This is a genomic window from Fumia xinanensis (assembly GCF_014384905.1).
Classification (GTDB): domain Bacteria; phylum Bacillota; class Clostridia; order Oscillospirales; family Ruminococcaceae; genus Fumia; species Fumia xinanensis.
This window is the reverse complement of the sequence record NZ_JACRSV010000005.1, coordinates 21893-46400: the sequence shown is the minus strand read 5'-3', so window position 1 is coordinate 46400 and position 24508 is coordinate 21893. Positions and strand designations below refer to the sequence as shown.

18 protein-coding genes and 2 other annotated features are annotated in these 24508 nt (G+C 48.9%); of the genes, 7 read left to right on the top strand and 11 right to left on the bottom strand.

What is annotated here, in order from left to right:
• Positions 1-7: 7 nt before the first annotated feature.
• From H8710_RS12445 to H8710_RS12415, 7 genes are all read right to left on the bottom strand, one after another.
• Positions 8-1273 carry an O-acetylhomoserine aminocarboxypropyltransferase/cysteine synthase family protein gene (locus H8710_RS12445; protein WP_249296167.1) on the bottom strand — a complete coding sequence of 422 codons (1266 nt, stop codon included), beginning with the start codon at positions 1271-1273 and terminating at the stop codon, positions 8-10.
• A gap of 99 nt (positions 1274-1372) precedes the next feature.
• Complete coding sequence (locus H8710_RS12440; protein WP_249296166.1) at positions 1373-2098, bottom strand: DUF554 domain-containing protein; 726 nt, start codon at positions 2096-2098, stop codon at positions 1373-1375.
• Between the two features lie 48 nt (positions 2099-2146).
• Positions 2147-2397, bottom strand: a binding site (T-box leader).
• A 48-nt stretch (positions 2398-2445) separates the two neighbouring features.
• Positions 2446-3516, bottom strand: a complete 1071-nt coding sequence (gene leuB / locus H8710_RS12435; protein WP_249296165.1) for a 3-isopropylmalate dehydrogenase — start codon at positions 3514-3516, stop codon at positions 2446-2448.
• A 19-nt stretch (positions 3517-3535) separates the two neighbouring features.
• Positions 3536-4018, bottom strand: coding sequence for a 3-isopropylmalate dehydratase small subunit (gene leuD, locus H8710_RS12430; protein WP_249296164.1), 483 nt, complete (start codon positions 4016-4018; stop codon positions 3536-3538).
• A gap of 191 nt (positions 4019-4209) precedes the next feature.
• Positions 4210-5463 (bottom strand): 3-isopropylmalate dehydratase large subunit, encoded by a 1254-nt coding sequence (gene leuC / locus H8710_RS12425; RefSeq protein WP_249296163.1) that lies wholly within the window; start codon positions 5461-5463, stop codon positions 4210-4212.
• A 27-nt stretch (positions 5464-5490) separates the two neighbouring features.
• Positions 5491-7155, bottom strand: a complete 1665-nt coding sequence (locus tag H8710_RS12420; RefSeq protein WP_249296162.1) for a 2-isopropylmalate synthase — start codon at positions 7153-7155, stop codon at positions 5491-5493.
• 102 nt (positions 7156-7257) lie between these two features.
• Positions 7258-7508 (bottom strand) — a binding site (T-box leader).
• Between the two features lie 148 nt (positions 7509-7656).
• Positions 7657-8202 (bottom strand): rubredoxin-like domain-containing protein, encoded by a 546-nt coding sequence (locus H8710_RS12415; RefSeq protein WP_249296161.1) that lies wholly within the window; start codon positions 8200-8202, stop codon positions 7657-7659.
• Positions 8203-8714: 512 nt separating this feature from the next.
• Between H8710_RS12415 and H8710_RS12410 the strand changes: the two genes are divergently transcribed.
• The 3 genes from H8710_RS12410 to H8710_RS12400 all read left to right on the top strand — a co-directional run bounded on the left by H8710_RS12410 (position 8715) and on the right by H8710_RS12400 (position 13267).
• On the top strand, positions 8715-10439 hold the full coding sequence (locus tag H8710_RS12410; RefSeq protein WP_249296160.1) for a B12-binding domain-containing radical SAM protein: 1725 nt from the start codon (positions 8715-8717) through the stop codon (positions 10437-10439).
• 67 nt (positions 10440-10506) lie between these two features.
• Entirely contained in the window at positions 10507-11106 is a 600-nt protein-coding gene (locus H8710_RS12405; protein WP_283242881.1) for an RNA polymerase sigma factor, read from the top strand.
• Positions 11090-13267 (top strand): beta-propeller domain-containing protein, encoded by a 2178-nt coding sequence (locus tag H8710_RS12400; RefSeq protein ID WP_249296159.1) that lies wholly within the window; start codon positions 11090-11092, stop codon positions 13265-13267. The genes H8710_RS12405 and H8710_RS12400 overlap by 17 nt, the downstream gene beginning before the upstream one ends.
• A 43-nt stretch (positions 13268-13310) precedes the next feature.
• On the opposite strand, the gene H8710_RS12395 is transcribed toward H8710_RS12400, so the two are convergent.
• On the bottom strand, positions 13311-13832 hold the full coding sequence (locus H8710_RS12395) for an NUDIX hydrolase (protein WP_249296158.1): 522 nt from the start codon (positions 13830-13832) through the stop codon (positions 13311-13313).
• 63 nt (positions 13833-13895) lie between these two features.
• Positions 13896-14417, bottom strand: coding sequence for a dCTP deaminase (dcd, locus tag H8710_RS12390; RefSeq protein ID WP_249296157.1), 522 nt, complete (start codon positions 14415-14417; stop codon positions 13896-13898).
• 435 nt (positions 14418-14852) lie between these two features.
• Here dcd and clpB point away from each other — a divergent pair, with 435 nt between their 5' ends.
• On the top strand, positions 14853-17468 hold the full coding sequence (gene clpB, locus H8710_RS12385) for an ATP-dependent chaperone ClpB (protein ID WP_249296156.1): 2616 nt from the start codon (positions 14853-14855) through the stop codon (positions 17466-17468).
• Positions 17469-17509: 41 nt separating this feature from the next.
• Here clpB and H8710_RS12380 read toward each other — a convergent pair whose 3' ends face one another.
• Together H8710_RS12380 and ymfI are read right to left on the bottom strand one after the other, a co-directional pair.
• Complete coding sequence (locus tag H8710_RS12380) at positions 17510-18334, bottom strand: GDSL-type esterase/lipase family protein (RefSeq protein WP_249296155.1); 825 nt, start codon at positions 18332-18334, stop codon at positions 17510-17512.
• 26 nt (positions 18335-18360) lie between these two features.
• Positions 18361-19098: an elongation factor P 5-aminopentanone reductase gene (gene ymfI / locus H8710_RS12375; protein WP_249296154.1), complete on the bottom strand. Its 738-nt coding sequence runs from the start codon at positions 19096-19098 to the stop codon at positions 18361-18363.
• 390 nt (positions 19099-19488) lie between these two features.
• Between ymfI and H8710_RS12370 the strand changes: the two genes are divergently transcribed.
• The 3 genes from H8710_RS12370 to H8710_RS12360 all read left to right on the top strand — a co-directional run bounded on the left by H8710_RS12370 (position 19489) and on the right by H8710_RS12360 (position 24505).
• Complete coding sequence (locus H8710_RS12370; protein ID WP_249296215.1) at positions 19489-22191, top strand: cation-translocating P-type ATPase; 2703 nt, start codon at positions 19489-19491, stop codon at positions 22189-22191.
• Positions 22192-22529: 338 nt separating this feature from the next.
• Positions 22530-23345 carry a glycosyltransferase gene (locus tag H8710_RS12365; RefSeq protein WP_249296153.1) on the top strand — a complete coding sequence of 272 codons (816 nt, stop codon included), beginning with the start codon at positions 22530-22532 and terminating at the stop codon, positions 23343-23345.
• Between the two features lie 8 nt (positions 23346-23353).
• The gene (locus H8710_RS12360; protein ID WP_249296152.1) at positions 23354-24505 is read left to right on the top strand and encodes a CDP-glycerol glycerophosphotransferase family protein; all 1152 of its coding nucleotides are present in this window, start codon (positions 23354-23356) and stop codon (positions 24503-24505) included.
• The last annotated feature ends 3 nt before the right edge of the window (positions 24506-24508 follow it).

The window sequence follows — 24508 nt, the reverse complement described above, 5'->3', positions numbered from 1 at the left end:
TTTTTCGTTAAATGTTGGCGAGTGCCTGGTCAATATCTTCGATGATGTCATCCACGTTTTCCAAGCCGACGGAGAACCGAATTAGACCGGGATTGATACCGGCGGCAATCAGCTGCTCGTCGGTGAGCTGGCGGTGAGTGGCGCTGGCAGGATGGAGAACACAGGTGCGGATGTCCGCTACATGGACTTCGTTGGAAGCGAGCTTCAGGCTGTCCATAAACTTGGCTGCCTTTTCCCGGCCGCCTTTTATTGTAAATGATAATACACCGCTGCAGCCTTTGGGCAGGTATTTTTTGGCGCGCTCATGGTAGGGGTCGGTTTCAAGGGAGGGGTAGCTCACCGATTCCACTTTGTCGGAGGCGGCGAAGTGACGGGCGACTTTTTCTGCATTTTCACAGTACCGTTCCATCCGGACAGCCAGAGTTTCCAGCCCCAGGTTCAGGTAAAAAGCAGCGGTTGCGCCGGGATAAACGCCAAAATCGCGCATCAACTGGACACGAGCCTTGGTGATGTAGGCAGCATTCCCAAAGGCCTCCACATAGCGAAGACCGTGGTAGGATTCATCGGGCTCGCAAAGCTCGGGATATTTGCCGTTTGTCCAATCAAAATTGCCGCTGTCAACGATGACGCCACCCACCTGTACGGCGTGGCCGTCCATATATTTGGTAGTGGAGTGGGTGACGATATCAGCGCCGAATTCAAAGGGCCTGCAGAGGATGGGGGTAGCGAAGGTGTTGTCAATGATGAGCGGTACGCCGTTTTTATGAGCGATGCTTGCAAACTTCTCGATATCAAAGACACAGATAGCGGGATTTGCAATCGTTTCGCCAAAGACGAGACGGGTATTGGGCTTGAAAGCCTTCTGGATTTCTTCCTCGGAAGCCTCCGGATCGACGAAAATACACTCGATACCCAGACGCTTTAAAGTGACGGCGAAAAGGTTGATGGTTCCGCCATAAATAGTGGGGGCGCTGATGATGCTGTCTCCGGCGGAGCAGATATTGAGGACTGCCAGCAAATTGGCCGCTTGGCCGGAAGTGGTACAGAGAGCGCCCACGCCGCCTTCCAAAGCGGCAATTTTGTCTTCAACAGCACAGACAGTGGGATTGGCAATGCGTGAATAAAAATATCCGTTTTTGGTCAGATCAAACAGAGCGCCTACTTCATCGGTGCTTTCGTACAGATAGGTTGTGCTCTGACAAATTGGGACGACGCGGGGTTCTCCGTTTTTGGGAGTGTAGCCCGCGTGCAGGCATTTGGTTTCTTCTCTCATGGTTTTTTCCTCCTATAATGTCATTTTATCTCAAAGCTAGGTTGCTTTTTTGAATTAGAAAATTTGCACCTTAATCCCATAGGGGAGCGGACAGTGCTTTTAAACTCCAAGCGGCAGAAAAGCGATAATGATTGCAAGGAGAATGGAAGGGAGCAAATTCGCCACCCGAATCTTTTTTCCAAAAATCAGGTTTAGACCAACGCAGAAAATCAGAATAGAGCCGATTAAAGACAGATTTGAAAGGGCGGCGTCGGTCATCAAAGGCTTTACAAGCCTTGCCAAAACGGTCAAAAGCCCTTGAAAGCAGGCCACAGGAATTGCCGAAAAAGCACAGCCTTTTCCCATGGAGCAGGTCATGACCAGGATAATGATAAAGTCCAAAATGGCTTTTGTGGCCAAAATAGAATAGTCGCCGAAAATGCCATCTTCGATGGAGCCGACGATTGCCATGGCACCGATGCTGACAGTAAGGGAGGCTGTTACAAAGCCTTCGACAAAGTTTTTTTCCTTGGCGTTACCGGTCTTATTTTTTAACCACTCGCCAAATTGTTCGAATTTATCTTCCAAATTGCAAAGCTCGCCCAACAATGCTCCTAGGGCAAGGCAGCAAATGATCAGGAGGGATTTGCCGCTGACAATAGCGTTTCCGCTGATTGATAGTATTCCTTCCATGGCGCCGCCTATTGCGATAAAAAGCACGCAGACGCCGCAGGTTTTGCTTAACGTGTCCTGATAACGTCCGGAGAGAAACCGGCTGCACAGTTTTCCCAACAAACCGCCCAAGATGATGGCGGCCACGTTGATGATGGTTCCAAGTCCAACCATTCAGTACTCCTTTGTAAAAAATAAAACCCCGTCTTCCGGCTTGTGAGCCATGAAGACGGGGGATTTCCCGTGTTACCACTTCATTTCGCCTATCCCTCGCGGGAGTAAGCCTCGTCCAGTACGCCTTTTGGGATACTGTATCGCTATAACAGGCGAATCCTGTCGCAGTCTAAGCAATTTATTTGCCTCGGTGCGCCATTCCGGAACCATCTTCTTTCGCGCCTATTTGCTGCCTTCCACCAAGCGGCAGCTCTCTGTGAAACAGGGAGACGAAATACTCTTTCCATCATAATGTTTCGGTATTGAAATCAAGCATAGCACAAATAAAAGTTGCTGTCAACAGAAAATTAGATGTTTTCGAGGATTTTGTCGCCCATCTCAGAGCATGTGACCTGGGTCATTCCCTCGCTCATAATGTCTCCAGTGCGGTAGCCATCGTCGAGAGCTTTGTTGACGGCAGCCTCTATGGCTTCGGATTCCGCGTCCATATCGAAGGAGTATTTAAGCATCATAGCGGCGGAAAGAATAGTGCCGATAGGATTGGCGAGATTCTTTCCGGCAATGTCTGGCGCGGAGCCGTGAATGGGTTCGTACATGCCTCTGGTGCCTTCGCCTAGGCTCGACGAGGGAATCATACCGATGGAGCCGGTAATCATGCTGGCTTCGTCGGACAGGATGTCGCCGAAGAGATTTTCGGTGACGACCACGTCAAACTGGGATGGATCTTTTACAAGCTGCATGGCGGTGTTGTCCACCAGCATATCGGTGCAGGTGACGTCGGGGTATTCCGCGGCTACACGGTGGACGACGGCTCTCCAGAGGCGGGAGGAGTCAAGGACGTTTGCTTTGTCCACGGAGATAACACGTTTGCCCCGTTTGCGGGCGGTGTTAAAGGCGGTGCGGGCAATGCGCTCGATTTCATGCTCGCTGTAGGTCATCAGGTCGGTGGCCACTTTCTCTCCATTTTTTTCCTCGGTGATGTGGTCGCCGAAGTAAGCGCCGCCGATGAGTTCACGAACCATGAGAAGATCGATGCCCCTTGCGACGATTTCTGGCTTTAAAGGAGAAGCGCCGCTTAACTGCGGGAACAGCTTGGCCGGACGAAGATTGGCGTAAAGGCCCATAGCGGATCGGATGCCCAGAAGGGCCGCTTCGGGGCGGATATTTTTGTCGACGCCGTCCCATTTGGGGCCGCCGACAGCACCTAAAAGGACGCTGTCACAGTCAAGGCATTTTTGCAGGCTTTCCTCCGGAAGAGAGGTGCCGTATTTGTCGATGGCGCAGCCGCCGGCGTCGATTTGCTGATAGGTGAAGCTATGGCCGTATTTTTGGGCGATTTTGTCGAGGACCCGCAGCGCCTCGGTGACAATTTCGGGGCCGATGCCGTCGCCTTTGATGACGGTGATGGTCTTGTTCATCGGGATGACTTCCTTTCCTTTAATTTTTGATAGAATTCAGAAGGCCGCCCTTGTTGATGATGTCTTTGATGAATTCAGGGAAGGGCTGGGCCTGGTAGGTCTCGTTTTTCGTCAAATTGGTGATAACGCCGGTGTCAAAGTCGATGGCAATTTCATCGCCTTCCGAGATTTTTTCGCTGGCTTCCTCACATTCCAAAATGGCAAGGCCAATGTTGATGGCGTTGCGGTAGAAGATGCGGGCGAAAGTCTTGGCGATGACGCAGGAAACTCCTGCGGCCTTGATGGCGATGGGGGCGTGCTCCCGGGAAGAGCCGCAGCCGAAGTTCAATCCGGCGACGATGATATCGGAGGGCTTTACTTTCCTCGTAAAATCCTTGTCGATGTCTTCCATACAGTGAGCGGCCAGTTCCTTGTGGTCGGCCGTGTTGAGGTAACGGGCGGGGATGATAACGTCGGTATCCACGTTGTCCCCGAATTTATGGGCAAAGCCTTTTGTATTCATGGCAGTCAATTCCTTTCTGAAAAGGTGGCGGCGGGTTGGAGCCTAGGATTCCGCCGCCCGGTTTTATGAAGTCAAAGATTACTTTGATAGAACTTGCAGACGTTTTGTGTCCGCCTTTTGGGCGGCGGCAGTGAAACCGCATTTTGTGCATCTTGTTTCACGCCGCTGCAAGGAGGTCTGGCAAATTGTAATTATTCGGGTTTGGCGATTTTGCCGGCAATGGCAGAAGCGGCCGCTACGGCGGGGCTTGCAAGGTATACTTCCGAGTCCACGTGGCCCATCCGGCCGACAAAGTTGCGGTTGGTGGTGGCGACGGCGCGCTCGCCTTCCGCCAAAATCCCCATGTAGCCGCCCAGGCAGGGGCCGCAGGTGGGGGTAGAGACGATACAGCCAGCGTCGATAAAGGTCTCTAAGTATCCCAGCTTCATGGATTCCTTATAAATCTGTTGGGTGGCGGGGATGACGATACAGCGGACGTTTTCGGCGATGTGTTTGCCTTTGAGAATTTCCGCCGCCGCGGCCATATCGGAGAGGCGTCCGTTGGTGCAGGAGCCGATAACCACCTGGTCGATGACAACGTCGCCGATTTCGTCGAAAGTTCTGGTATTTTCCGGCAGATGGGGGAAGGAGACGGTGGGGGTGATTTTCGAAAGATCGATGTCGATAATCTGGTCGTATTCGGCGTCAGGATCGGCTTTATAAGTGTTGAAGGGGCGGTTAACCCGGCCGTTTACGTATTCGAGGGTCACTTCGTCCACATCGAAGATGCCATTTTTGGCTCCGGCTTCAATGGCCATATTGGCCATGCAGAGCCGGTCGTCCATGGTGAGATTCTGTAAGCCCTCGCCTGTGAACTCCATAGATTTGTAAAGGGCTCCGTCCACGCCGATCATACCGATGATGTGAAGGATTACGTCCTTGCCGCTGACCCATTTCTGCAAAGAACCGGTCAGGTTAAACTTGATGGCGGAGGGGACTTTGAACCAGGCTTCCCCGGTGGCCATGCCGGCGGCCATATCGGTGGAGCCAACGCCGGTGGAGAAGGCACCCAGTGCGCCGTAAGTGCAGGTGTGGGAGTCGGCGCCGATGATGAGCTCGCCGGGGCCGACTAAACCTTTTTCAGGGAGAAGGGCATGCTCAATACCCATTTCTCCTACGTCGTAATAATTTTTGATGTCAAAACGATGGGCAAAGGTGCGGCACTGCTTGCACTGCTGAGCTGCCTTAATATCCTTGTTGGGGGCGAAGTGGTCCATAACCAGAGAGATTTTATCCGTGTCGAAAACACCCTCAAATCCAGCTTTATTAAATTCGTTGATGGCGACGGGGGAGGTGATGTCATTTCCCAGCACCATATCGAGCTTTGCCTTGATAAGCTGGCCCGGTTTTACTTCCGGTAGCCCTGCATGAGCTGCCAGAATTTTTTGTGTCATTGTCATAGCCATGAGTGATTTATCCTGCCTTTCTATGAATTAGCCTTGCTTTTCCATACGGTTGATGGCGCTGAAGAGCGCCTGAATAGAAGCGGCGATGATATCGTCGTGAATGCCGGCGCCCCATACTGTTTTGCCGTCTGGAGTGGTGATACCCACGTAGGCGACGGCCTGTGCGCCGGAGCCTTCCTGCAAGGCATGCTCTTTATAGGTGAGGTTTGTGTATTGGATGGAGAGGTTTTCCTTAATGGCGTTGCTGACGGCATCCAAGCGGCCGTTTCCTTTGCCGTGGAGGGATTTTGTCTCGCCATTGTACTCAATGGTCAAATCTACTTTTACATCACCGTTGCGGTTGAAGTGATAGTCGATGAGGTTGATAGGAGCGTTAACGTTGACGTATTCTTTCTGGAAAATTCCCAATACTTCGTCAGGCATGAGCTCTTTATGCAGATGGTCGGAGACGCTCTTGACGGCGTAACCGAAATCTTCCCGCATTTTCGGGGGCAGGTCGTAGCCAAAATTCTGCTCCATCAGGTAGCCGATGCCGCCCTTGCCGGACTGGCTGTTGATGCGGATGACATCTGTTTCGTAAACGCGGCCCACATCTTTGGGGTCCAGAGGCAGATAGGGGACAGTCCAGGTGTCGCAGTTTTTCTCTTCCCGCCATTTCATCCCTTTGGCGATGGCGTCTTGGTGGGAACCGGAGAAGGCTGCAAAAACAAGCTGACCGCTGTAGGGCTGCCGCTCATAGACGTGCATTCGGGTGACGCGCTCGTAAAGCTCGGTGATTTCGGGGAGATTGGAGAAGTCCAGCTCCGGGTCGACACCGTGAGAGTACATGTTGAGACCCAGGGTGATGATGTCCACGTTACCGGTGCGTTCCCCGTTTCCGAAGAGGGTTCCCTCGATGCGGTCGGCGCCTGCCAACAGGCCCATTTCCGAATCGGCCACCGCGCAGCCCCGGTCGTTGTGGGGATGGAGGGAGACGATGACATTTTCCCGGTATTTTAAGTTGTCGCACATGAATTCCACCTGGTTGGCGTAAACGTGGGGCATGGACATGGAGACGGTGACGGGGAGATTGATGATGACTTTGTTGTCCGGAGTGGGTTTCCAGACGTCCAAAACGGCGTTGCAGATGTCGAGGGCGAATTCCATCTCGGTGCCGGTGAAACTTTCGGGGGAATACTCGAATTTAAAGTTGCCGTCGGTCTCGGCGGCATACTGGTTTAAGAGCTTTGCGCCGGAAACGGCGATTTCGATGATCTCTTCCTTGGATTTTTTGAACACCTGCTCCCGCTGGGCCACCGAGGTGGAGTTATAGAGGTGAACCACGGCGCTTTTGGCGCCTTTTAACGCCTCAAAGGTCTTTTTGATGATGTGTTCCCTCGACTGGGTGAGCACTTGGATGGTCACGTCATCGGGGATGAGGTTTTGTTCAATGAGGGTACGCAAAAAGGTGTATTCTGTCTCGGAGGCGGCGGGAAAGCCCACTTCGATTTCCTTAAATCCCACTTTAACAAGCAGCTTGAAGAATTCCACTTTTTCTTCTAAGCTCATGGGGATAATCAGCGACTGGTTGCCGTCTCGAAGATCGACGCTGCACCAAATGGGGGCTTTGTCGATGTAGTCCTTCTGCATCCATTTCATTTCACAGGTTGGGGGGAGAAAATACCCTCTCTGATATTTGTTTGCGTTTTTCATTACTGTCTGCCTTCCTTTCTTGGGCGTCATGGCGTTTGATGTTCCAGTAATGATACGATTGAAAACGGTGTGAATAACAAAAAACGCTTTCGTTTCCTGTTATCAAGAAACGAAAGCGACACTTCCGTGGTACCATTCTCATTGGTGCGATTGCACCCACTCTATCGTATCAGCCTATTCAGCGAATACTGCTCCTCTGGTAACGGCGGAGAACCCGTCCGCTCCTACTGACAAACACTGCGTTCAGGCGGCTGCTCAAGGGCCAGTTGCATCATCCCGGGTACCGCCTCTCACCAACCGACGGCTCTCTGAAACTCCAAGGCAGGATACTTTTTCCCTGTCAAAGCATTTTTTATGTTGTTATCCAGTATACGCCACCTTCGAAAATTTGTCAAGCGTTCATTCTGCATAAAACGGAAGAACTTTTTTGGCCCCAAAACCGTCAATTAGACAAAAAACCGGTACGAAATGACTTCGTACCGGTTTTTGAGAAACCAAAATTTATTTGCCGAAGTATCTTTCAAGGAGACCGGCAAATCCGCAGCCGTGACGGGCCTCGTCTTTTGCCATTTCATGAACGGTGTCGTGGATAGCATCCAAGTTGAGGGCTTTCGCTTTTTTAGCAAGCTCAAATTTTCCGGCGGTAGCGCCGTTTTCAGCAGCAACACGGAGCTCCAGGTTTTTCTTGGTGGAGTTTGTTACTACTTCGCCCAAAAGCTCTGCAAATTTTGCGGCGTGTTCTGCCTCTTCAAAAGCAGCCTGCTGGTAAAATGCGCCGATTTCCGGGTAGCCTTCGCGGATAGCCTGGCGGGACATAGCCAGATACATGCCGACTTCTGTGCACTCACCGGTAAAGTTCATGCGCAGACCCTCGACGATCTCAGGATCGACGCCTTCTGCAACGCCGATGCGATGCTCGTCAGCCCAAATCATAGAACCGGTCTGCTCTTCAAATTTAGAAGCGGGCGCGCCGCACTGAGGGCATTTTTCGGGAGCTGCTTCGCCTTCGTAAACATAACCACAAATTTTGCAAACAAACTTTTTCATATCCAAATCCTCCAAAAATTGATTTTTTTCTTGTTCTTTCGAACTATGGCTCTATTATAGCGCTTCTAAAATCAGTTGTCAATATATTTTAGAATTTTTCTAAAATATATTGTGTAAATAATTTATGAATGAGGAAAATATTGGGAACTATTTGTTCAAAATTCACCGTGTATATTTTTTTTGTTTTATGCTGGAAGGTGTGTTATAATAAAAAGCAAAGCGGACGACGAAGCCGTCCACACCGCGTGAAGCGCGGAAATACCGCCGCAAAAGCGGCGGAAGCTTTTTATTGCAACATAGCCATCTCCGGCTTTGCTGGAGATATGCCGCTGGGCGGCACACACCCAAAGTGTTATATCGTATCAAGAAGTTATGAGTGTCGTCATTTACAGAATATTTAATAGGCTTATCCCGGAAGATGGCTGTTATATCCAGTCCCTTCCCAAAAGTAAGCAAGTTTATATGGGAACAATGATTTTTTATGAAGCATGAGACGGAGAAAGGATTGGGACATGAAAAAACTTCTCGTCGGCATCAACGCTAAATTTATCCATTCTTGTCTGGCTGTAAGGTCACTGGGACAGTATGCCAAAGAACAGTACGGAATCGACTGTGAGGTTTGTGAATATACCATAAACCAGTCAGAAGATCTGATTTTAGCTGAAATTTATCGTAAACAACCGGGACTTATCGGATTTTCATGCTACATTTGGAATATCGAGATGGTAGAGCGTCTGACGGCGAATCTCAAAAAGGTTTTGCCGCAGACGTTGATTTTGCTGGGCGGTCCGGAGGTGAGTTTCGATGGGGAGAGAACTCTCCAAGAAACAAAGGCGGATTTTATACTGTGCGGAGAAGGGGAAGAGGCGTTTTCGCAGCTTTGTCTTGCGCTAGAAGAGAATATGCCGTTGTCAAATATACCATCCCTTATATATAAAAAAGGAGTACAAATTATAACGAATGCATTAGCAGAACCTTTGGATTTGGGGAAACTACCTTTTGTATACAATGATCTAAAGGCCTATGAAAATCGTATCCTTTACTATGAAGCGCAGAGAGGATGTCCTTTTAACTGTCAGTACTGTCTTTCGTCAGTAGATAAAGGGGTACGATTTCAACCGCTTGCCAAGGTGAAAAAGGAGCTTTCTTTTTTTCTGGAGCACCGGGTGCGGCAGGTAAAGTTTGTGGACAGGACATTTAATGCCAACCGGACTTTTGCCATGGAAATATGGCAGTATTTAAATGAGTATGACAACGGCGTCACCAATTTTCATTTTGAGGTTGCCGCGGATTTGTTTACCGACGAGATGATTTCCTTTTTAAAGCTAGTTAGGCCGGGATTGTTTCAGTTTGAGATCGGTGTACAGTCCACCAATGGACAGACGTTGAAGGCCATAGACCGGAAAGATTCATTTGCACATATCTCTGAGGTAGTGGGCAAACTTCAGATAGGGAACAATATTCACCTGCATTTGGATTTGATAGCGGGACTGCCCCGCGAGGATTTCGCTAGCTTTCGAAATTCGTTTAACGATGTGTACGGTCTCTATCCCGACCAGTTTCAGCTGGGCTTTCTCAAGCTGTTAAAAGGGTCGGGGTTGCGGCAACGTCAAAGGGAATTTGGACTCGTTTGCCGGGACAGGGCGCCTTACGAAGTACTGTTTACAGGAGATTTGCCCTTTGGTCACATGCTGCGGCTCAAGGGAATTGAGGAGTTGGTGGAAAACTACTACAATTCAGGTCGGTTTCATAAAAGCCTCGGCTATTTAGTGAAACTTACTGGAACTCCCTTCGATTTTTTCGAAATGTTTCGGTGCTTTTATGAAAAAAACGGACATCATCTGCGTCCACATGCAAAAGTGGAGCAGTACGATGTGTTATATAAATTTGGTATTGGTTTGCCCTTTTGTGATAAGGAAAAGCTCCGCTGGTTGATGAAGTTTGACCTCTATTCCCATGAGAAGGCGAAAAAGCTTCCTTCTTGGATGACGGAGGACTTGACGCTGCCCAGAAGAGAAGAAATTTATGTTTTTTACCGCAGGGCTTTGCAGGAAGGAATACTGCTTCGGGAATATCAGGGCCTCGACCCCAAGCAGGTCTATAAAATGGCCCATTTAGAAATTTTTCCATTTAACCCTTTAACAGGTGGACAGGCAGAGACGGCAGTGCTTTTTAATTACCGCCATACCGATATTCTGGGTAACGCCCAAGCGACAGCTGTCGCTTTAAAGAAATGATACAAATAAAATCGAAAGAAAATTAACCGAAGATGCAACAGAAAGCCCTGTGGAGGACACTGATATATTGCAAAGTATCTTGGATACTTCGCTGCGGCTTAACAATGAGGTGAGGGAATTGTCAGAACTCCAAAACCTTGTTCTTGTAGCGAAAAAAGGCGATAAAGACGCCTTTGCGCAGCTCTACCAACATATTTACAAGGACTTGTATAAGTTTGCTTACTATGTGCTGAAGAACGACCAGGACGCGCAGGATGCAGTCAGTGACGCGGTGATAGATGCCTATGCCGGCATTTCCAAGCTAAAAAATGCTGACGCTTTCCGCAGTTGGATGTTTAAAATTCTTTCAGCTAAGTGCAAACGGAAACTGAAAACTTATGTCGTGCGGAACCAGGAAAGTGATTTGGATGATGTGGAACTGTCGGTAAGCGGTTCCGAGGAATCTCTGGAACTGAAGCAGGCGCTCGGCATTTTAAGTGATGAGGAGCGTATGATCGTATCGTTGACGGTGTTCGGCGGATATGACAGTGCCGAAATCGGCAAAATGCTCAATTTAAATCGCAATACTGTCCGTTCCAAACACAGCAGGGCGCTGGCGAAGATGCGGACGGTACTTACCACAGAAAAAATGGGAAAGGAGGAAGGCGGGCGTGCGAATCGATCCTAAGATAAAGAAAGATTTTAACCTGTCGGGCGAGCAGCTGGAATTTATGGAAATGCTGCGAAGGGAAGCGGAAGACGTTCCGGTGCCGTTGGCATTGGAGCCGAATATGATAAAACAACGCCTTCCCTCCAAACAGAAAACTCCTGCATGGAAGGTGCTTTCACCCATTATGGCGGCGGCTGTTGCCTGCTTTGCCATTATCGTAGTAGGTCAACAGACCCTTTGGAACATGGGCGATCCTGGGATTTCCTCTGATCCGCCCGGTGTGACCGGCACCATCGATAAACCACAGACGACTAGTCCGGTTGGTCCTTCACGGGAACCGGAAACTCCCGATTATGACACACAGGGACCGTCTGAGCAGTCCAGTATTCCATCCCAGGGAGGGGAGGGAAGCACTGGTCAAGCGAGCGGTAATCATAGCGCGCTGCCTCAGGTCCCTCCATCTGATACCGACTCGGAAACAAGCAATCGTCCGCCCTCTAATCCGGGCAGTGTCGTCTCCCCGAATGGGGGGGATTCTGCCATAGGGGAAGGTACAGCAAGTGCTTTAGAGTATGGGGACGTTTACCAAAAGATTCAGGAACTCAACGGCAAAAATCCGGCCCAGGTAAAGGGCGTTGCCCGTGCGGCTAATTTTTCAGCTATTTTTGGAAACAATCCTCTTTTGATGTCTGCAAGACAGACGGATACCGGCAGCAGGACGGATACCGCCCAGTTTGACGGCAAATATATTTATTCCATTTCTGAAGATTTGGCAACTGGAAATCAGTCAGTGGTTATCAGCCAGGTGGACGGAAACAATTATCGAATGGCCGCGGAGCTGTTTGTTGATTTTGGGATGGAAAAAGACGGCAATTATGATTTTACGGATATTCGGCTTTTGAATTGTTATGTAAGCCAAGGCCGTCTGACCGTTGTAGGATCGGCTTCTTACCAGCAGCCGGGAAGTAAGGCGGATTCATATTCTCCGAATATGCTTACCGCTGTTGCGACTTACGATATCTCAAATCCAGGGAGGCCGATTCTGATTTCCAATTCCTATCAGGATGGCGTATTGCTTTCCTCCAGAGTATCAGGAGGATTTCTGTACCTCGTAACCCGTAAAACGGTTTCTAATCCGGCAGAAGAGAATCTGCAAAGCTATCTGCCTTTCCAGAAGACAGGCGGCGAGTATCAGACGGTAGGCCGTGATGACATCCACATCAGCCAGTATGCGGAAAGCCCATGCTATATCGTTGCTTCTTCTATTCTTTTGAAGGAACCGGGCACTTTCTATGATACGATGGCAATTTTGGGTGACAGCAGCGAATTGTATATAGACGAATACAACGTTTACCTAGCTGACTACATTTATAAAAATGGCGATACCTATACGACTGTTGTGAAGTCCAGTTTTGGTAAAGGTAATTTTGAGTATGTCGGCGAGACGGCATTGCTTGGAAGGCTTTTTGACTCCGAAGCAATTGATGAGTATCAGGGCGTATTGCGGGTGATTACCACTTGCGGTGATGACAATATCCTGTATACTTTGGACCAGCGATTGCAGAGGATTGGAACACTGGATAATATTGCCAGCGGATTAAAAATCAAGTCAATACAGTTTAACAAAGAAAAGGTTTATTTTGTGACAACGGATGAACCCGATCAGGTTAATGTGATCAATGTTGCAGACCCCTCTCAGCCTATAGAATCCAAAAAGTTGGGCCTGCCCAATCATACAATGCCTATGGTGCCGTTTGGCGAAGGGCAGATGGCCAACTTGGAAATCAAGCAAGGTGAAAATTCGGGTCTCAATCTGTCCCTCTATGACATGCTGTCGCCCAGCCGTGTTATAGAAACGGCCAGTGCACTTGCTGTAGAAGGAGATGTGTACAGTGAGTCGATCGATAACCGGCAAGCTCTTTTGACGATTCCGGGCCGGGGACTCATTGGTTTCAGCTACATTAAGTACGATGGGGCCAAGGATGAAAGCGGCTGCTATTATGCCTTGTATCAGCTCAGTGAGCAGGGTGTTACCAAAAAGGTTGAATACCGGCACCCCAGCAAAGTTTATAACCAGCGGGGATTTGTGAAGGACAATGTACTGTATGTAGCAAGTTCCAATTCGCTTATAGCTTTCAATATCGACAACGGAAAGATGCTGTGGGAAATCAAGTATTAAAGACGGAAAACCTCTTAACCCAATTGGGTTAAGAGGTTTTTGTTTATTTAGTATGGAAACAGCCATACTGATTTCTAACGTCAAAAAATAACTGAATAAGACTTTTATAATAGGGAATAAAAATACCCTGTTCAATCATTTGAAATATCTCATCAATGCATGCCCATTTTACTCGCTGGACTTCTTCGTATTGTAACTTTAAGCAATGAATATCTGTTTCACGTTCAATTAAGTAGATATCGTCAAAACCGGTTTCATAGTTGATCGTTAGATGCGGTCTGACATTTTGCAAATTAATATTTAGACCAATTTCTTCAAACAGTTCTCGTTCCATTGCTTCCTGACTTGTCTCTCCTGTGATGGCGCTGCCGCCAGCGGTAACGTCCCACATATTGGGCCATCCGGATTTAAATGGCTGTCGCTGTTGGATAAGCAAATTCCCGTTAACATTGAATATACACGCATGAACAACCAAATGGTACGCGCCCTTTTGAAAAGTCTCTCCTCTAACCATGGTTTCACCCGTCTTTGTTCGATCCATTTGGTAGATATCCCAAAGTTCCATAATTGCACCTCTATCCGTCCAGTTCAAATAACACGGAGTTTCTATTAACAGATAGCACAAGCCTTATTTTTCAAAATCCTGGTACAGCAAGCTTGGCTGAATACCTGTATTGTTTTGGTATTTTCCGCTTATGTACCGGTCATATTCCCCTTCTATAGTGTGATAATAGATTTGGCAGATTTCTACATCGGAATAAATTCGTATCGGTTGGACACAGAAAATTTCCAGCGTCCAGTAGCCAGAAAATCCAATGTCGCCAAAGCCGGCAGTGACATGGATAAAAAGCCCTAGCCGCCCAATAGAAGAACGCCCTTCCAGCATGGGAACATATCGGTTGGTTCGGGTGTACTCTTTCGTTCGTCCAAGATAGAGTTTGCCCGGCTCCAGCAACAATCCTTCCTCGGGAATGAGGACTTTTTGCGTCGAGTTGGGCTTTTTCATGTCTAGTACATCATTTTCATAGACAAGTAACTCATTATGCAGTGCCAAATTATAGCTGTTGGGATTAATTTTTTTAGGATCAAAAGGCTCTATCAAAATATCGCGGCCCATGTGGGCAAGAATTTCTTTTCCCGATAAAATCATTATAATACCTCCTGAGCAGCTGTTTTAATAAATTTGCAAACCCCGAAAAATTTTCTGCCGCTTTTGTTTATAAATTTCTTTCCTTTTACCGTATTTTATACGGTAAAATCCGTCAAAGATTGCTTTAAAAGGCGTTCTGCGGGCATGAAATGCCCGCAATATAGTACTCGTAAATCTCCGTAAAAGGAGCATTACGGTTGTATATATGTGGTCAATAAGTATTCTACCATAGGGCAACGGCGAAGGCAATGGGCTTTTATGACTCAGCATTTACAAATCGAGAAATATTAGTTTACAGGGCGTTCACAATAAGAGGTTGACAATCATTTTAAAAAAGGTTATACTAAATTAGCACTCTAAGATAACGAGTGCTAATTTGTAAATAAATAAAAAATAAACAGCTGATTACAGCTTTGAAAGGCAGGTTTGAAGGATATGAATGCACAAAAATTGACGCAGAAGTCGTTGGAAGCCATTTCGGAAGCACAGGGCTTAGCCATCGAGTATCAGAATATGCAGGTCGATGTGCCTCATCTGTGTTATGCCCTTTTGGCACAGCAAGATGGGCTGATTCCCCAGCTAGTTGGGAAAATGAACATCGAAAATAATGCGCTGATGCAAGGAATACGGATAGAAATCGAAAAAATGCCAAAAGTCACCGGTCCTGGCAGGGAAGCGGATAAAATTTACGTATCGGCACAGGCGGATAAAGTGCTCAGTCAGTCCGAAAAGCTTGCCGAACAAATGCAGGACGAATATGTTTCGGTGGAACACATCTTCCTGGCGATTTTGGAGAACCCGGGAAGCGCGCTAAAATCGGTATTCAGCGCATTTAACCTGAATAAAAACCGGTTTTTAGAGGTTTTGCAGTCGGTGCGGGGAAGTACAAGAGTGACTTCCGATTCGCCGGAAGGGACTTATGATGTTTTGCAGAAATATGGACACGATCTGGTAGCGGAGGCCCGTAACCAAAAGCTGGATCCAGTCATCGGGCGGGATAGTGAGATTCGGAACGTCATTAGGATCCTTTCTCGGAAAACCAAAAACAATCCAGTGCTCATCGGTGAGCCGGGCGTGGGAAAAACCGCTATTGCAGAGGGACTCGCCCAGCGGATCGTCCGCGGGGATGTACCCGACAGCTTAAAAGACCGGATTATTTTCTCTCTTGACATGGGAGCCCTTATCGCCGGCGCAAAATTCAGAGGCGAATTTGAAGAACGGCTGAAAGCAGTTCTCAACGAGGTCAAACAGAGCGAGGGGAAAATCATTCTGTTTATTGACGAACTGCACACTATCGTTGGTGCGGGAAAAACCGAAGGCTCCATGGATGCGGGAAACCTTTTGAAGCCTTTGCTGGCAAGAGGGGAACTCCATTGTATCGGTGCGACGACGTTGGACGAATACCGGCAGTATATTGAAAAAGACGCAGCACTGGAGCGGCGTTTTCAGCCTGTGCTGGTGGACGAACCTACAGTGGAAGACAGCATTGCTATTCTCCGAGGACTCAAGGAGCGGTACGAAGTGTTCCACGGGGTAAAAATCCAGGATCAGGCGCTCATTGCGGCGGCGACGCTGTCAAATCGCTATATCACCGACCGTTTTTTGCCGGATAAGGCCATTGACCTCATTGACGAGGCCTGCGCCATGATCCGAACCGAGATAGACTCAATGCCGACAGAGCTTGACGAGATTTCCCGGAAGATCATCCAGCTGGAAATCGAGGAAGCGGCGCTGAAAAAAGAAAGCGACGCTCTCTCGAAGGAGCATCTGGATGACATTCAGAGAGAGTTGGCGGAGCTTCGGGACAAATTCAAGTCAATGAAGGCAAAATGGGAAAGCGAAAAAGACGCCATCGGCAAGGTGCAGAAACTGCGGGAGGAAATCGAGCAGGTCAACGCCCAAATCGAAAAGGCCGAGCGGGAATACGACCTGAACAAGGCCGCAGAGCTGAAATACGGTAAGCTGCCTGCTTTGCAGAAACAATTGGCTGACGAAGAGGCCCTGGCGGAAGAGTCGAAGAAGCATACGAGCCTTCTGAGAGACAAAGTCACCGATGAGGAAATCGCTAGAATCGTCGAGCGTTGGACCGGTATCCCGGTGGCGCGTTTGATGGAAGGGGAAAGGGAGAAGCTGCTCCATCTGGAGGACATCCTCCACGAGCGGGTCATCGGACAGGACGAGGCGGTGGAAAAAGTAACAGAAGCGATTATCCGCTCCCGAGCGGGTATCCAAAATCCAGATCGGCCTATTGGTTCCTTCCTGTTTTTGGGCCCCACCGGTGTGGGTAAAACCGAACTTGCCAAGGCTCTTGCCGAGACGCTTTTTGACGACGAGCACAACATCGTCCGAATCGACATGAGCGAATATATGGAAAAATTTTCGGTATCCCGGCTCATCGGGGCGCCTCCTGGATACGTGGGATATGAGGAGGGGGGCCAACTGACCGAGGCGGTGCGCCGAAAACCTTACTCGGTCATTTTGTTCGATGAGATTGAAAAGGCTCATCCCGACGTTTTTAATATTCTGCTTCAGGTGTTGGACGACGGGCGGATTACTGACTCCCAGGGCCGCACCGTCGACTTTAAGAACACCATCATCATTTTGACCAGTAACCTGGGGTCCACATTTCTGCTGGACGGCATCGACGGCGAGGGAAATATCACTGATGATGCGAGAAAACAGGTAGAGGAAGTGCTCAAGCGCTCCTTCCGCCCAGAATTTTTAAACCGTTTGGACGAAATTGTATTCTACAAACCGCTTACAAAGAATGATATTTTCCAAATTGTAGAATTGCAGCTTACAGATTTGCGGAAACGGCTCAAAGACCGCCAGTTGGATGTAAAACTAACCGATGCGGCAAAAAATTACATTGTAGATGAGGGATACGACCCCATTTACGGTGCCCGCCCTTTAAAACGGTTCTTGCAGCGGAAGGTGGAAACGCTCATCGGCCGAATGATCATCGCCGATTTGGTTCACCCCAACTCGACCATCATTGTAGATTACATCGGCGGCGAATTGGCCATAAAGGAAGAACGGAAAGAAGGATAAAGAAAATCCCCTTTGGTTTGAAACCAAAGGGGATCTTTTGTTTACTCAGCGTAGTGTTCCCGAAGATAGTCGAGCCAGAGATTATATGTGGAAGGGCCGAAGTGCATACCGTCGGCTCCCACGTCGGCGGGGAGACAGCCGTTTTCATCTTTGATAGCCTCAGCTACATTGACATAGTAAACTTTCTTTTCGCCGGCCATCTGCATGATGGCGGCATTGTATTCGTCGATTTTGCTGTTGGCGTAGCGGTCGTCTTCTGTTTCCTTGGCATGGGTGACGGGAAGGATGGACTGGAGATAAATGTCGCTATCCGGGTGGGCGGATTTTAGGTTGTCCACAAACTCCCCGTAAAGTTCTACCAGTTTGTCTTTTCCAATAAAGGCCACACCGTTGGAACCCAGCATGACATAAATTTTCGCAGGATGCTTGGAGGCTATGGCGTGGAGTACCGTGACAGTGGAACCGTCCGGCTGCTTGATGCAGTCTTTGGTGAGAATGGACTGGGGGTTGATACCGGTGCTGGCGACCACTTTGTCACTGTCCAGCAGGTTATAGGCGCTTAAGCCTTCGGTGAGGGAATCACCGATGAAAATGGCGTCGTCAAACCATTCCTCTCCCACGGGAGCAGTGTTTTTCGAAAGTGGCTCTCCCCAAGCAGTAGTGTCTTCCGGCTCCGAGGACGTCAGCTCACTGCTGGAAGGGTCGGGAGAAACGACGGAGGGCTGAATGGAGACGGGATCAGAAATGGTGCGGCTATCGCCCACGGGGGTAAAAAGGGCGCGGAAGCCAAAAACCATCAGCAAAATCAAAATAAGGATAATGGCAGCGGAAATCACCACTGTTTTCAGTTGGCTATTCTTTTTCACAGATAATACCTCACTTATTCAAGATGTCAGATGACGATTCCGCCGTTGGGGGCGAGAACCTGTCCGGTGATAAAGTCGGATGCGGGAGAACCGAGAAACAGGATGCTTTCGGCCACATCCTGGGAAGTTCCTATAGTTTCCAGAGGGGTTTCTTCCTTGAGCGTCTCTATTGCGTCAGGGGAAAGGTGTCCGTTCATCGGGGTGTCGATGACGCCAGGGGCGACGCAGTTTACCTGTATGCCGGAGGGCCCCAATTCTTTGGCCAAAGCTTTGGTAAAAGCGATAACCGCACCTTTGGAGGCGGAGTAATGCACTTCGCAGGAAGCGCCTACCTGCCCCCACATGGAGGAGACGTTGATGATTTTTCCCCGCTTTTGATGGATCATCTTGGGGACGGCCCGCTGGCAGCAGTAGAACATTCCTTTGACGTTTACATCGAACATCCGGTCCCAATCGCTGTCAGTTAAATCGCTAAAAAGCTTTTGCTGGGCAATTCCGGCGTTGTTGACAAGAATATCGACGGTTCCAAGTTCCTTTTCCGCTGTGTCAAACAGGGCGTTCACTCGGTCGCGGCTCGTGATGTCGGCGGGGACGGCAATGGCGCTTTGCGGGCGGGCATTGTTCATATCGTGGCAAAGGGATTTCGCTATGTCGCCGTGGGTGTTGTAGTGTAAAACGACATTGCAGCCCTTTTGCCAGAAAGCGAGAGCTGCTGCCTGCCCAATCCCTCCGGAAGCCCCGGTAATTAATACAGTTCGGTTCATGTTTTTCCCTCAAGTTAGATTGATTATTGGCGCGCCGGACAGGGAATGCCGGTGCAGTCGGACACGTCCATTTGCCGCAGTTTTATTTCAGAATATAAAGTGTACCAATTGTGGGTGTTATACCGTAATTTCAGTAACATATTCTGTAGCTAAAGGTTTTGCCTGCCAGCCAATTTATAATAAATGAAACGCAGCAGCATAATAAGTTGTATTTTTTGAATGACCGTATCAACTGCGGCTAAAGTTTTTTAACACGCTTTGCAACTGCGTTTATTATATCTCATTTTAAAAGCAGATACAAGGGGAAGATGGACTATTTTGGCAGGAGGCTTCATAACATGTACTAATCTTAATTAAGTATAACATGTACGGAGGTTCGACGTGAAACTGCTGGATTATTTGGATAAAGAGGAAGAGCCCCGCCAGGCGGTGCCAGCGAATCCCTCTCTGGGACTGTCCGCCAAGGAGGCGGCAAAGAGGCTAAAGGAAAACGGAAAGAACGCTTTGAGAGAAGGGGAAAAGGTACATCCCTTCAAAATATTTGTCTGCCAATTTAAAGATTTTCTCACAATGGTTCTGCTGGTAAGCACTGCGGTAACAGTTTTTATGGGTGAATACACCGAGGCAATGACCATCGGCATTATTGTGCTTTTAAACGGCATAATGGGCTTTATTCAAGAGTTCAAGACTGAAAAAACACTGGAGGCGCTGCGAAAAATGGCGGCCCCTATGGCAAAGGTCTACCGGGACGGAATTTTGACACAGGTTCCCGGCGAAGAACTGGTAGTTGGGGACGTAATTTCGGTAGAAGCAGGGGACCGGGTACCAGCCGATGCTGTGTTGTTAAAGGCAGTGGCGCTGTCCGCTGATGAATCGGTATTGACTGGAGAATCCACAGCAGTTGACAAAGGGGTGGGAAAAACCGACGGGGTGGAAAATGTGCTCCACCAGATGAACCTTCTGTACATGGGAACGACTGTGGCAGCCGGACGTGGGGAAGCCCGCATCATCGCTGCCGGGATGAACACACAGATGGGCAAAATAGCCGGAATGATCAGTGAGATCCAAGAGGAGCCCACTCCGCTGCAAAAACGGCTGGATGAACTGGGCAAGATCATCGCCATTGGATGCCTTATTATCTGCGCCATCGTCGCCTTTGCGGGATTTTTGCGGGGCGAGCCGGTAATGAATATGCTGCTGACCGGCGTGAGCCTTGCTGTGGCGGCGGTACCGGAGGGTTTGCCTGCCATTGTAACCATTTCTCTCGCTTTAGCGGTGGGGAGGATGGTCAAACGCAAGTCCTTAATCCGTAAACTTCACGCTGTGGAGACGTTGGGATGCGCCGATGTGATTTGCTCAGATAAAACGGGGACGCTGACCGAAAACAAGATGACTGTGCAGCGGATTTTTGTGTCCGATGAAGAAATCGAAGTCACCGGCAGCGGCTATCGAAAATCTGGCAAGTTCATGATGGGTGGAAAACTCGTCAACCCCCAGGGGCATGAAGCTGGAAAACGGCTTTTAGAGGTCTGTGCCTTCTGTAACAACGCGGCCATCCGGGTCGAACAGGGAGGGAAAGGCTTTTTTAAGGAGGAAGGTGGCGGCTACGCCATTGTAGGAGATCCCACCGAGGCCGCGCTGCTCATTATGGCGGCCAAGGCGGGGGTAACGCAGCAGTCTTTAGCCGATGAATACCGGCGAGTGGATGAAATACCCTTCGACAGCAAGCGGAAGCTCATGTCAGTCGTCGCCGAAGACCGCATGGGGCAGCGATTTGCCTTTACAAAGGGCGGCTGCGATGTTTTGATGGATAAATGTACCGGCGTACTGTGGGGCGACCGAGTTTTGCCCATTACAGGGCCGCTGAGAAATAAAATTGAAGAGGCCAGCACCCGGATGGCAAAAAAAGGATTGCGAGTGCTTGCGATGGCCTACCGGCCGCTGGCGGCGGGGGAACCCGCTTCCCGAGCGGAAACGGGACTCATATTCCTGGGGCTGACCGGAATGATGGATCCGCCGCGGAAAGAGGCGAAGGAGGCGGTGCTCACCTGCCGAAAAGCGGGTATCAAGACGGTAATGATCACCGGTGACCACAAGCTGACTGCTTGCGCCATTGCCAAACAGATCGGGATTTTCCACGACGGAGACAAAGTGCTCACCGGCAAGGAACTGGACGTGATTTCCGACGAGGAATTGGAACAGCAAATTGAAAACGTGACGGTGTTCGCCAGGGTGAGCCCCCATCACAAGCTAAAAATCGTCCGGGCGTTTAGACGAAAAGGGCACATTACCGCCATGACCGGCGACGGCGTCAACGACGCGCCGGCGGTGAAAGAAGCTGACATCGGCGTCAGTATGGGCATTTCGGGAACCGATGTGACAAAAGAGGCATCCGACGTCATTTTGCTGGACGACAACTTTGCCACTTTGGTCACAGCAGTAGAAGAGGGCAGGACGATTTACGGGAATATTCGTAAATTCATCCGGTATCTCCTTTCCTGCAACATCGGTGAAGTACTCACTATGTTTTTGGGTATCCTTATGGGGCTTCCAGTCGTACTGCTGCCCATACATATCCTGCTTGTAAACCTGGTAACGGACGGTTTGCCTGCCATTGCGCTGGGACTGGAACCCACCGACAAGAACAGCATGAAAAAGCCGCCTCGGCGCTCCACCGACAGTGTTTTTTCAAACGGGCTTTTGACGACGATTATCTTTCGGGGCTGCCTTATCGGGCTGACTACGCTGGGAGTGTTTGTCCATTTCCTCACAAACTTTGGGAGTTTAGAGCTGGCGAGAAGCGCCGCTTTTCTGACACTGGTGCTCACCCAGCTCATCCATGTATTTGAATGCAAGAGCGAAGAACGAACCATCTTTACCATTCCATTTTGGAACAACTGGAAGCTCGTTTTAGCTGCGCTTTTCTCGGCGGCCATCATTTTTTCGGCAATTTTCTGGCCTCCAGCTCAGATGATTTTCAAAACGGTGGCTTTAAGCGGGCAGCAGCTTCTGATCGTTGCAGGCTATCTGGCTTTTGCTCCTATTTTGTCGGCAATTGTCCAAAAATTGTTTAAACGAACAAAAAAAGACTAAGAAAAAGGCGCCGGATGAAACCGGCGCCTTTTTCTGAAAGGTTTTCAATATAAAGGGTAATTTGCAGCAATTCGAACAGAAATAACAAAAAACAGCAGGTGATGCATTTTCTCTCATCTAACACAATAGCTATGCTTAAAGTCGAAAAAGGTCGTTTTTTTCAGGAAATTTTTCTTCTGGTTGATTATGGGGGAAATTTTTGCTATAATATAAAATACATATGTCTAAAAATAGGAAATGAGCTTGTGAATTAGAAAAAATACCTATGTTGTTTGTTTGAGTACTATATTTTAATTAGGAAAAAATAAAAAAATTATGATAGAAAGTATGGAGTTAAAATGGATTTTTCGGTTTTGATGTCCGTTTATGTAAAAGAGAATCCGGATTACCTGCGGCAAAGCCTGGACAGCATGCTCAATCAGACCGCGCTGCCGTCCCAGATCGTACTGGTAGAGGACGGGCCTTTGACAGATGAGCTTAACCAGGTAATCGCAGAATACAAAGAAAAGACGACGCTTATCAAGTCAGTCCCGCTTAAGGAAAACGTGGGATTGGGAAAAGCTTTGAACATTGGCCTTCAACAATGTGACTTTCCGTTGGTGGCCAGGATGGACACCGACGATATCGCCATGTCTACCCGGTTTGCCGAACAGCTCAAGGCTTTTCAGGACGACCCGGAGCTCAGCATATGCGGCTGCCATGAGCTGGAGTTTGATGGGGATGTGGGGAATGTGACGTCTAAAAAGACGGTGCCACTCACCCACGAGGAAATCTATGAGTACGCCAAAAGACGCAATCCATTTAATCATCCCACCGTCATGTACAAGAAGCAGGCGGTACTGGATGCGGGAAGCTACCAGCACGCCATGGGATTTGAGGATTATTACCTGTGGGCCCGGATGCTACTAAACGGCGCAAAGGGGAGAAACCTCGATAAGTATCTGCTTTACTTCCGTACAGGCGGGAATATGTTCAAGCGCCGGGGCGGATGGAAATATCTCAAAAGCGCTGTGGCTGTTAAAAAGAAAATTCATGAGCTGGGCCTCAGCAGCTACGGGGACTACCTCAGCTCCTCCATGGCCCATGTGGCGGTGAGCCTGATGCCCAATGGGCTTCGGAGCTTTGTCTACAAAAAATTCCTTCGGAAGAATTGAGGCAAGCGATGAACAAAGAAGCGATTATGAAGATGAGCGGAATTTTGTCCGCTGTCAATAAAGTGATACCCAAAAATCCCAACAAAATCGTGTTTTACAGCAATATGGGCTTTCGGGACAACGCCAAGGCGGTTTACGATTATCTTGTTTCTCGGGACTGCTCGAAATACCAGATTGTCTGTGCTGTCAACGACTGGGAAGATTTTGCGGTGCGGCCACATCCGGAAAATGTACAGTTTGTAAGTACTGGTGCAGGGGTCAAGCATTTTTTTACCGCCAAATACTTCTTTTTTTCCTTTGGGAAATATCCTGTAAAACCGTCTAAACATCAGGTTGTGATCAACACTACACATGGTTCGCCGCTGAAAAAAATAGGCAACTATCTAGACGATAAGGACTATAACTTTTTTACCTACGTATTGGCGGCATCAGACTTTTTTGCGCCTATTATTCAGAAATCTTTCGGATGCCGGGAAGAGCAGGTGAAAGTCTGCGGACACCCAAGAAACGATGCCATGTTTGTGCAAAACGACGCGCTGGGGCAGTTGGGATTTGAAACGGCGTACGACAAGGTCATTTTGTGGATGCCCACTTTCCGCCAGTCGGATTTTCTCGGGCAGGATGACATCAAAGCCGCGGAGGGGACAGGCCTTCCCATTCTTTCCGACCGGAAAGATATGGAGCGAGTCAATGAAAAGCTCAAAGAGAAAAATTGCCTGATGATCGCGAAAATTCATCCGGCGCAGGATTTGAGCCTTATCGATACCGAGAGTTTCAGCAACATTAAAATTGTTACCAACGCGCGAATGCAGGCTACTCAATGCAATCTGTATGAGCTTTTATCTCACGCCGACGCGCTGATTACCGATTATTCGTCGGTTTATTTTGACTATCTGCTGCTCGACCGTCCCATTGGCTTTACGGTGGACGACATTGACGAGTATATGAATAACCGCGGTTTTGTGGTGGACGACCCCTATGAGCTGATGCCGGGAGCGTTTATTAATACGCCGGAGGAATTTTTGGGGTTTGTGGACGACCTGTTGAACGGAATAGATGTTTACAAGGAAAAACGGCAGACGGTAAACGAACTCGTGAATAAATTTGAAGGCGGCAGGGACTGCGAACGGGTCCTTGAAATCGCCGGAATTGAGCTGTAAAGC

Bases quoted from the DNA above. Each gene is read 5' to 3' on its own strand.
- H8710_RS12420 (WP_249296162.1), bottom strand. From the start codon at position 7,155: ATGAAAAACGCAAACAAATATCAGAGAGGGTATTTTCTCCCCCCAACC.
- H8710_RS12440 (WP_249296166.1), bottom strand. From the start codon at position 2,098: ATGGTTGGACTTGGAACCATCATCAACGTGGCCGCCATCATCTTGGGC.
- leuB (WP_249296165.1), bottom strand. From the start codon at position 3,516: ATGAACAAGACCATCACCGTCATCAAAGGCGACGGCATCGGCCCCGAA.
- dcd (WP_249296157.1), bottom strand. From the start codon at position 14,417: ATGATTTTATCGGGAAAAGAAATTCTTGCCCACATGGGCCGCGATATT.
- leuC (WP_249296163.1), bottom strand. From the start codon at position 5,463: ATGGCTATGACAATGACACAAAAAATTCTGGCAGCTCATGCAGGGCTA.
- H8710_RS12360 (WP_249296152.1), top strand. From the start codon at position 23,354: ATGAACAAAGAAGCGATTATGAAGATGAGCGGAATTTTGTCCGCTGTC.
- ymfI (WP_249296154.1), bottom strand. From the start codon at position 19,098: ATGAACCGAACTGTATTAATTACCGGGGCTTCCGGAGGGATTGGGCAG.
- H8710_RS12395 (WP_249296158.1), bottom strand. From the start codon at position 13,832: ATGGAACTTTGGGATATCTACCAAATGGATCGAACAAAGACGGGTGAA.
- H8710_RS12365 (WP_249296153.1), top strand. From the start codon at position 22,530: ATGGATTTTTCGGTTTTGATGTCCGTTTATGTAAAAGAGAATCCGGAT.
- H8710_RS12410 (WP_249296160.1), top strand. From the start codon at position 8,715: ATGAAAAAACTTCTCGTCGGCATCAACGCTAAATTTATCCATTCTTGT.
- H8710_RS12445 (WP_249296167.1), bottom strand. From the start codon at position 1,273: ATGAGAGAAGAAACCAAATGCCTGCACGCGGGCTACACTCCCAAAAAC.
- leuD (WP_249296164.1), bottom strand. From the start codon at position 4,018: ATGAATACAAAAGGCTTTGCCCATAAATTCGGGGACAACGTGGATACC.
- H8710_RS12415 (WP_249296161.1), bottom strand. From the start codon at position 8,202: ATGAAAAAGTTTGTTTGCAAAATTTGTGGTTATGTTTACGAAGGCGAA.
- clpB (WP_249296156.1), top strand. From the start codon at position 14,853: ATGAATGCACAAAAATTGACGCAGAAGTCGTTGGAAGCCATTTCGGAA.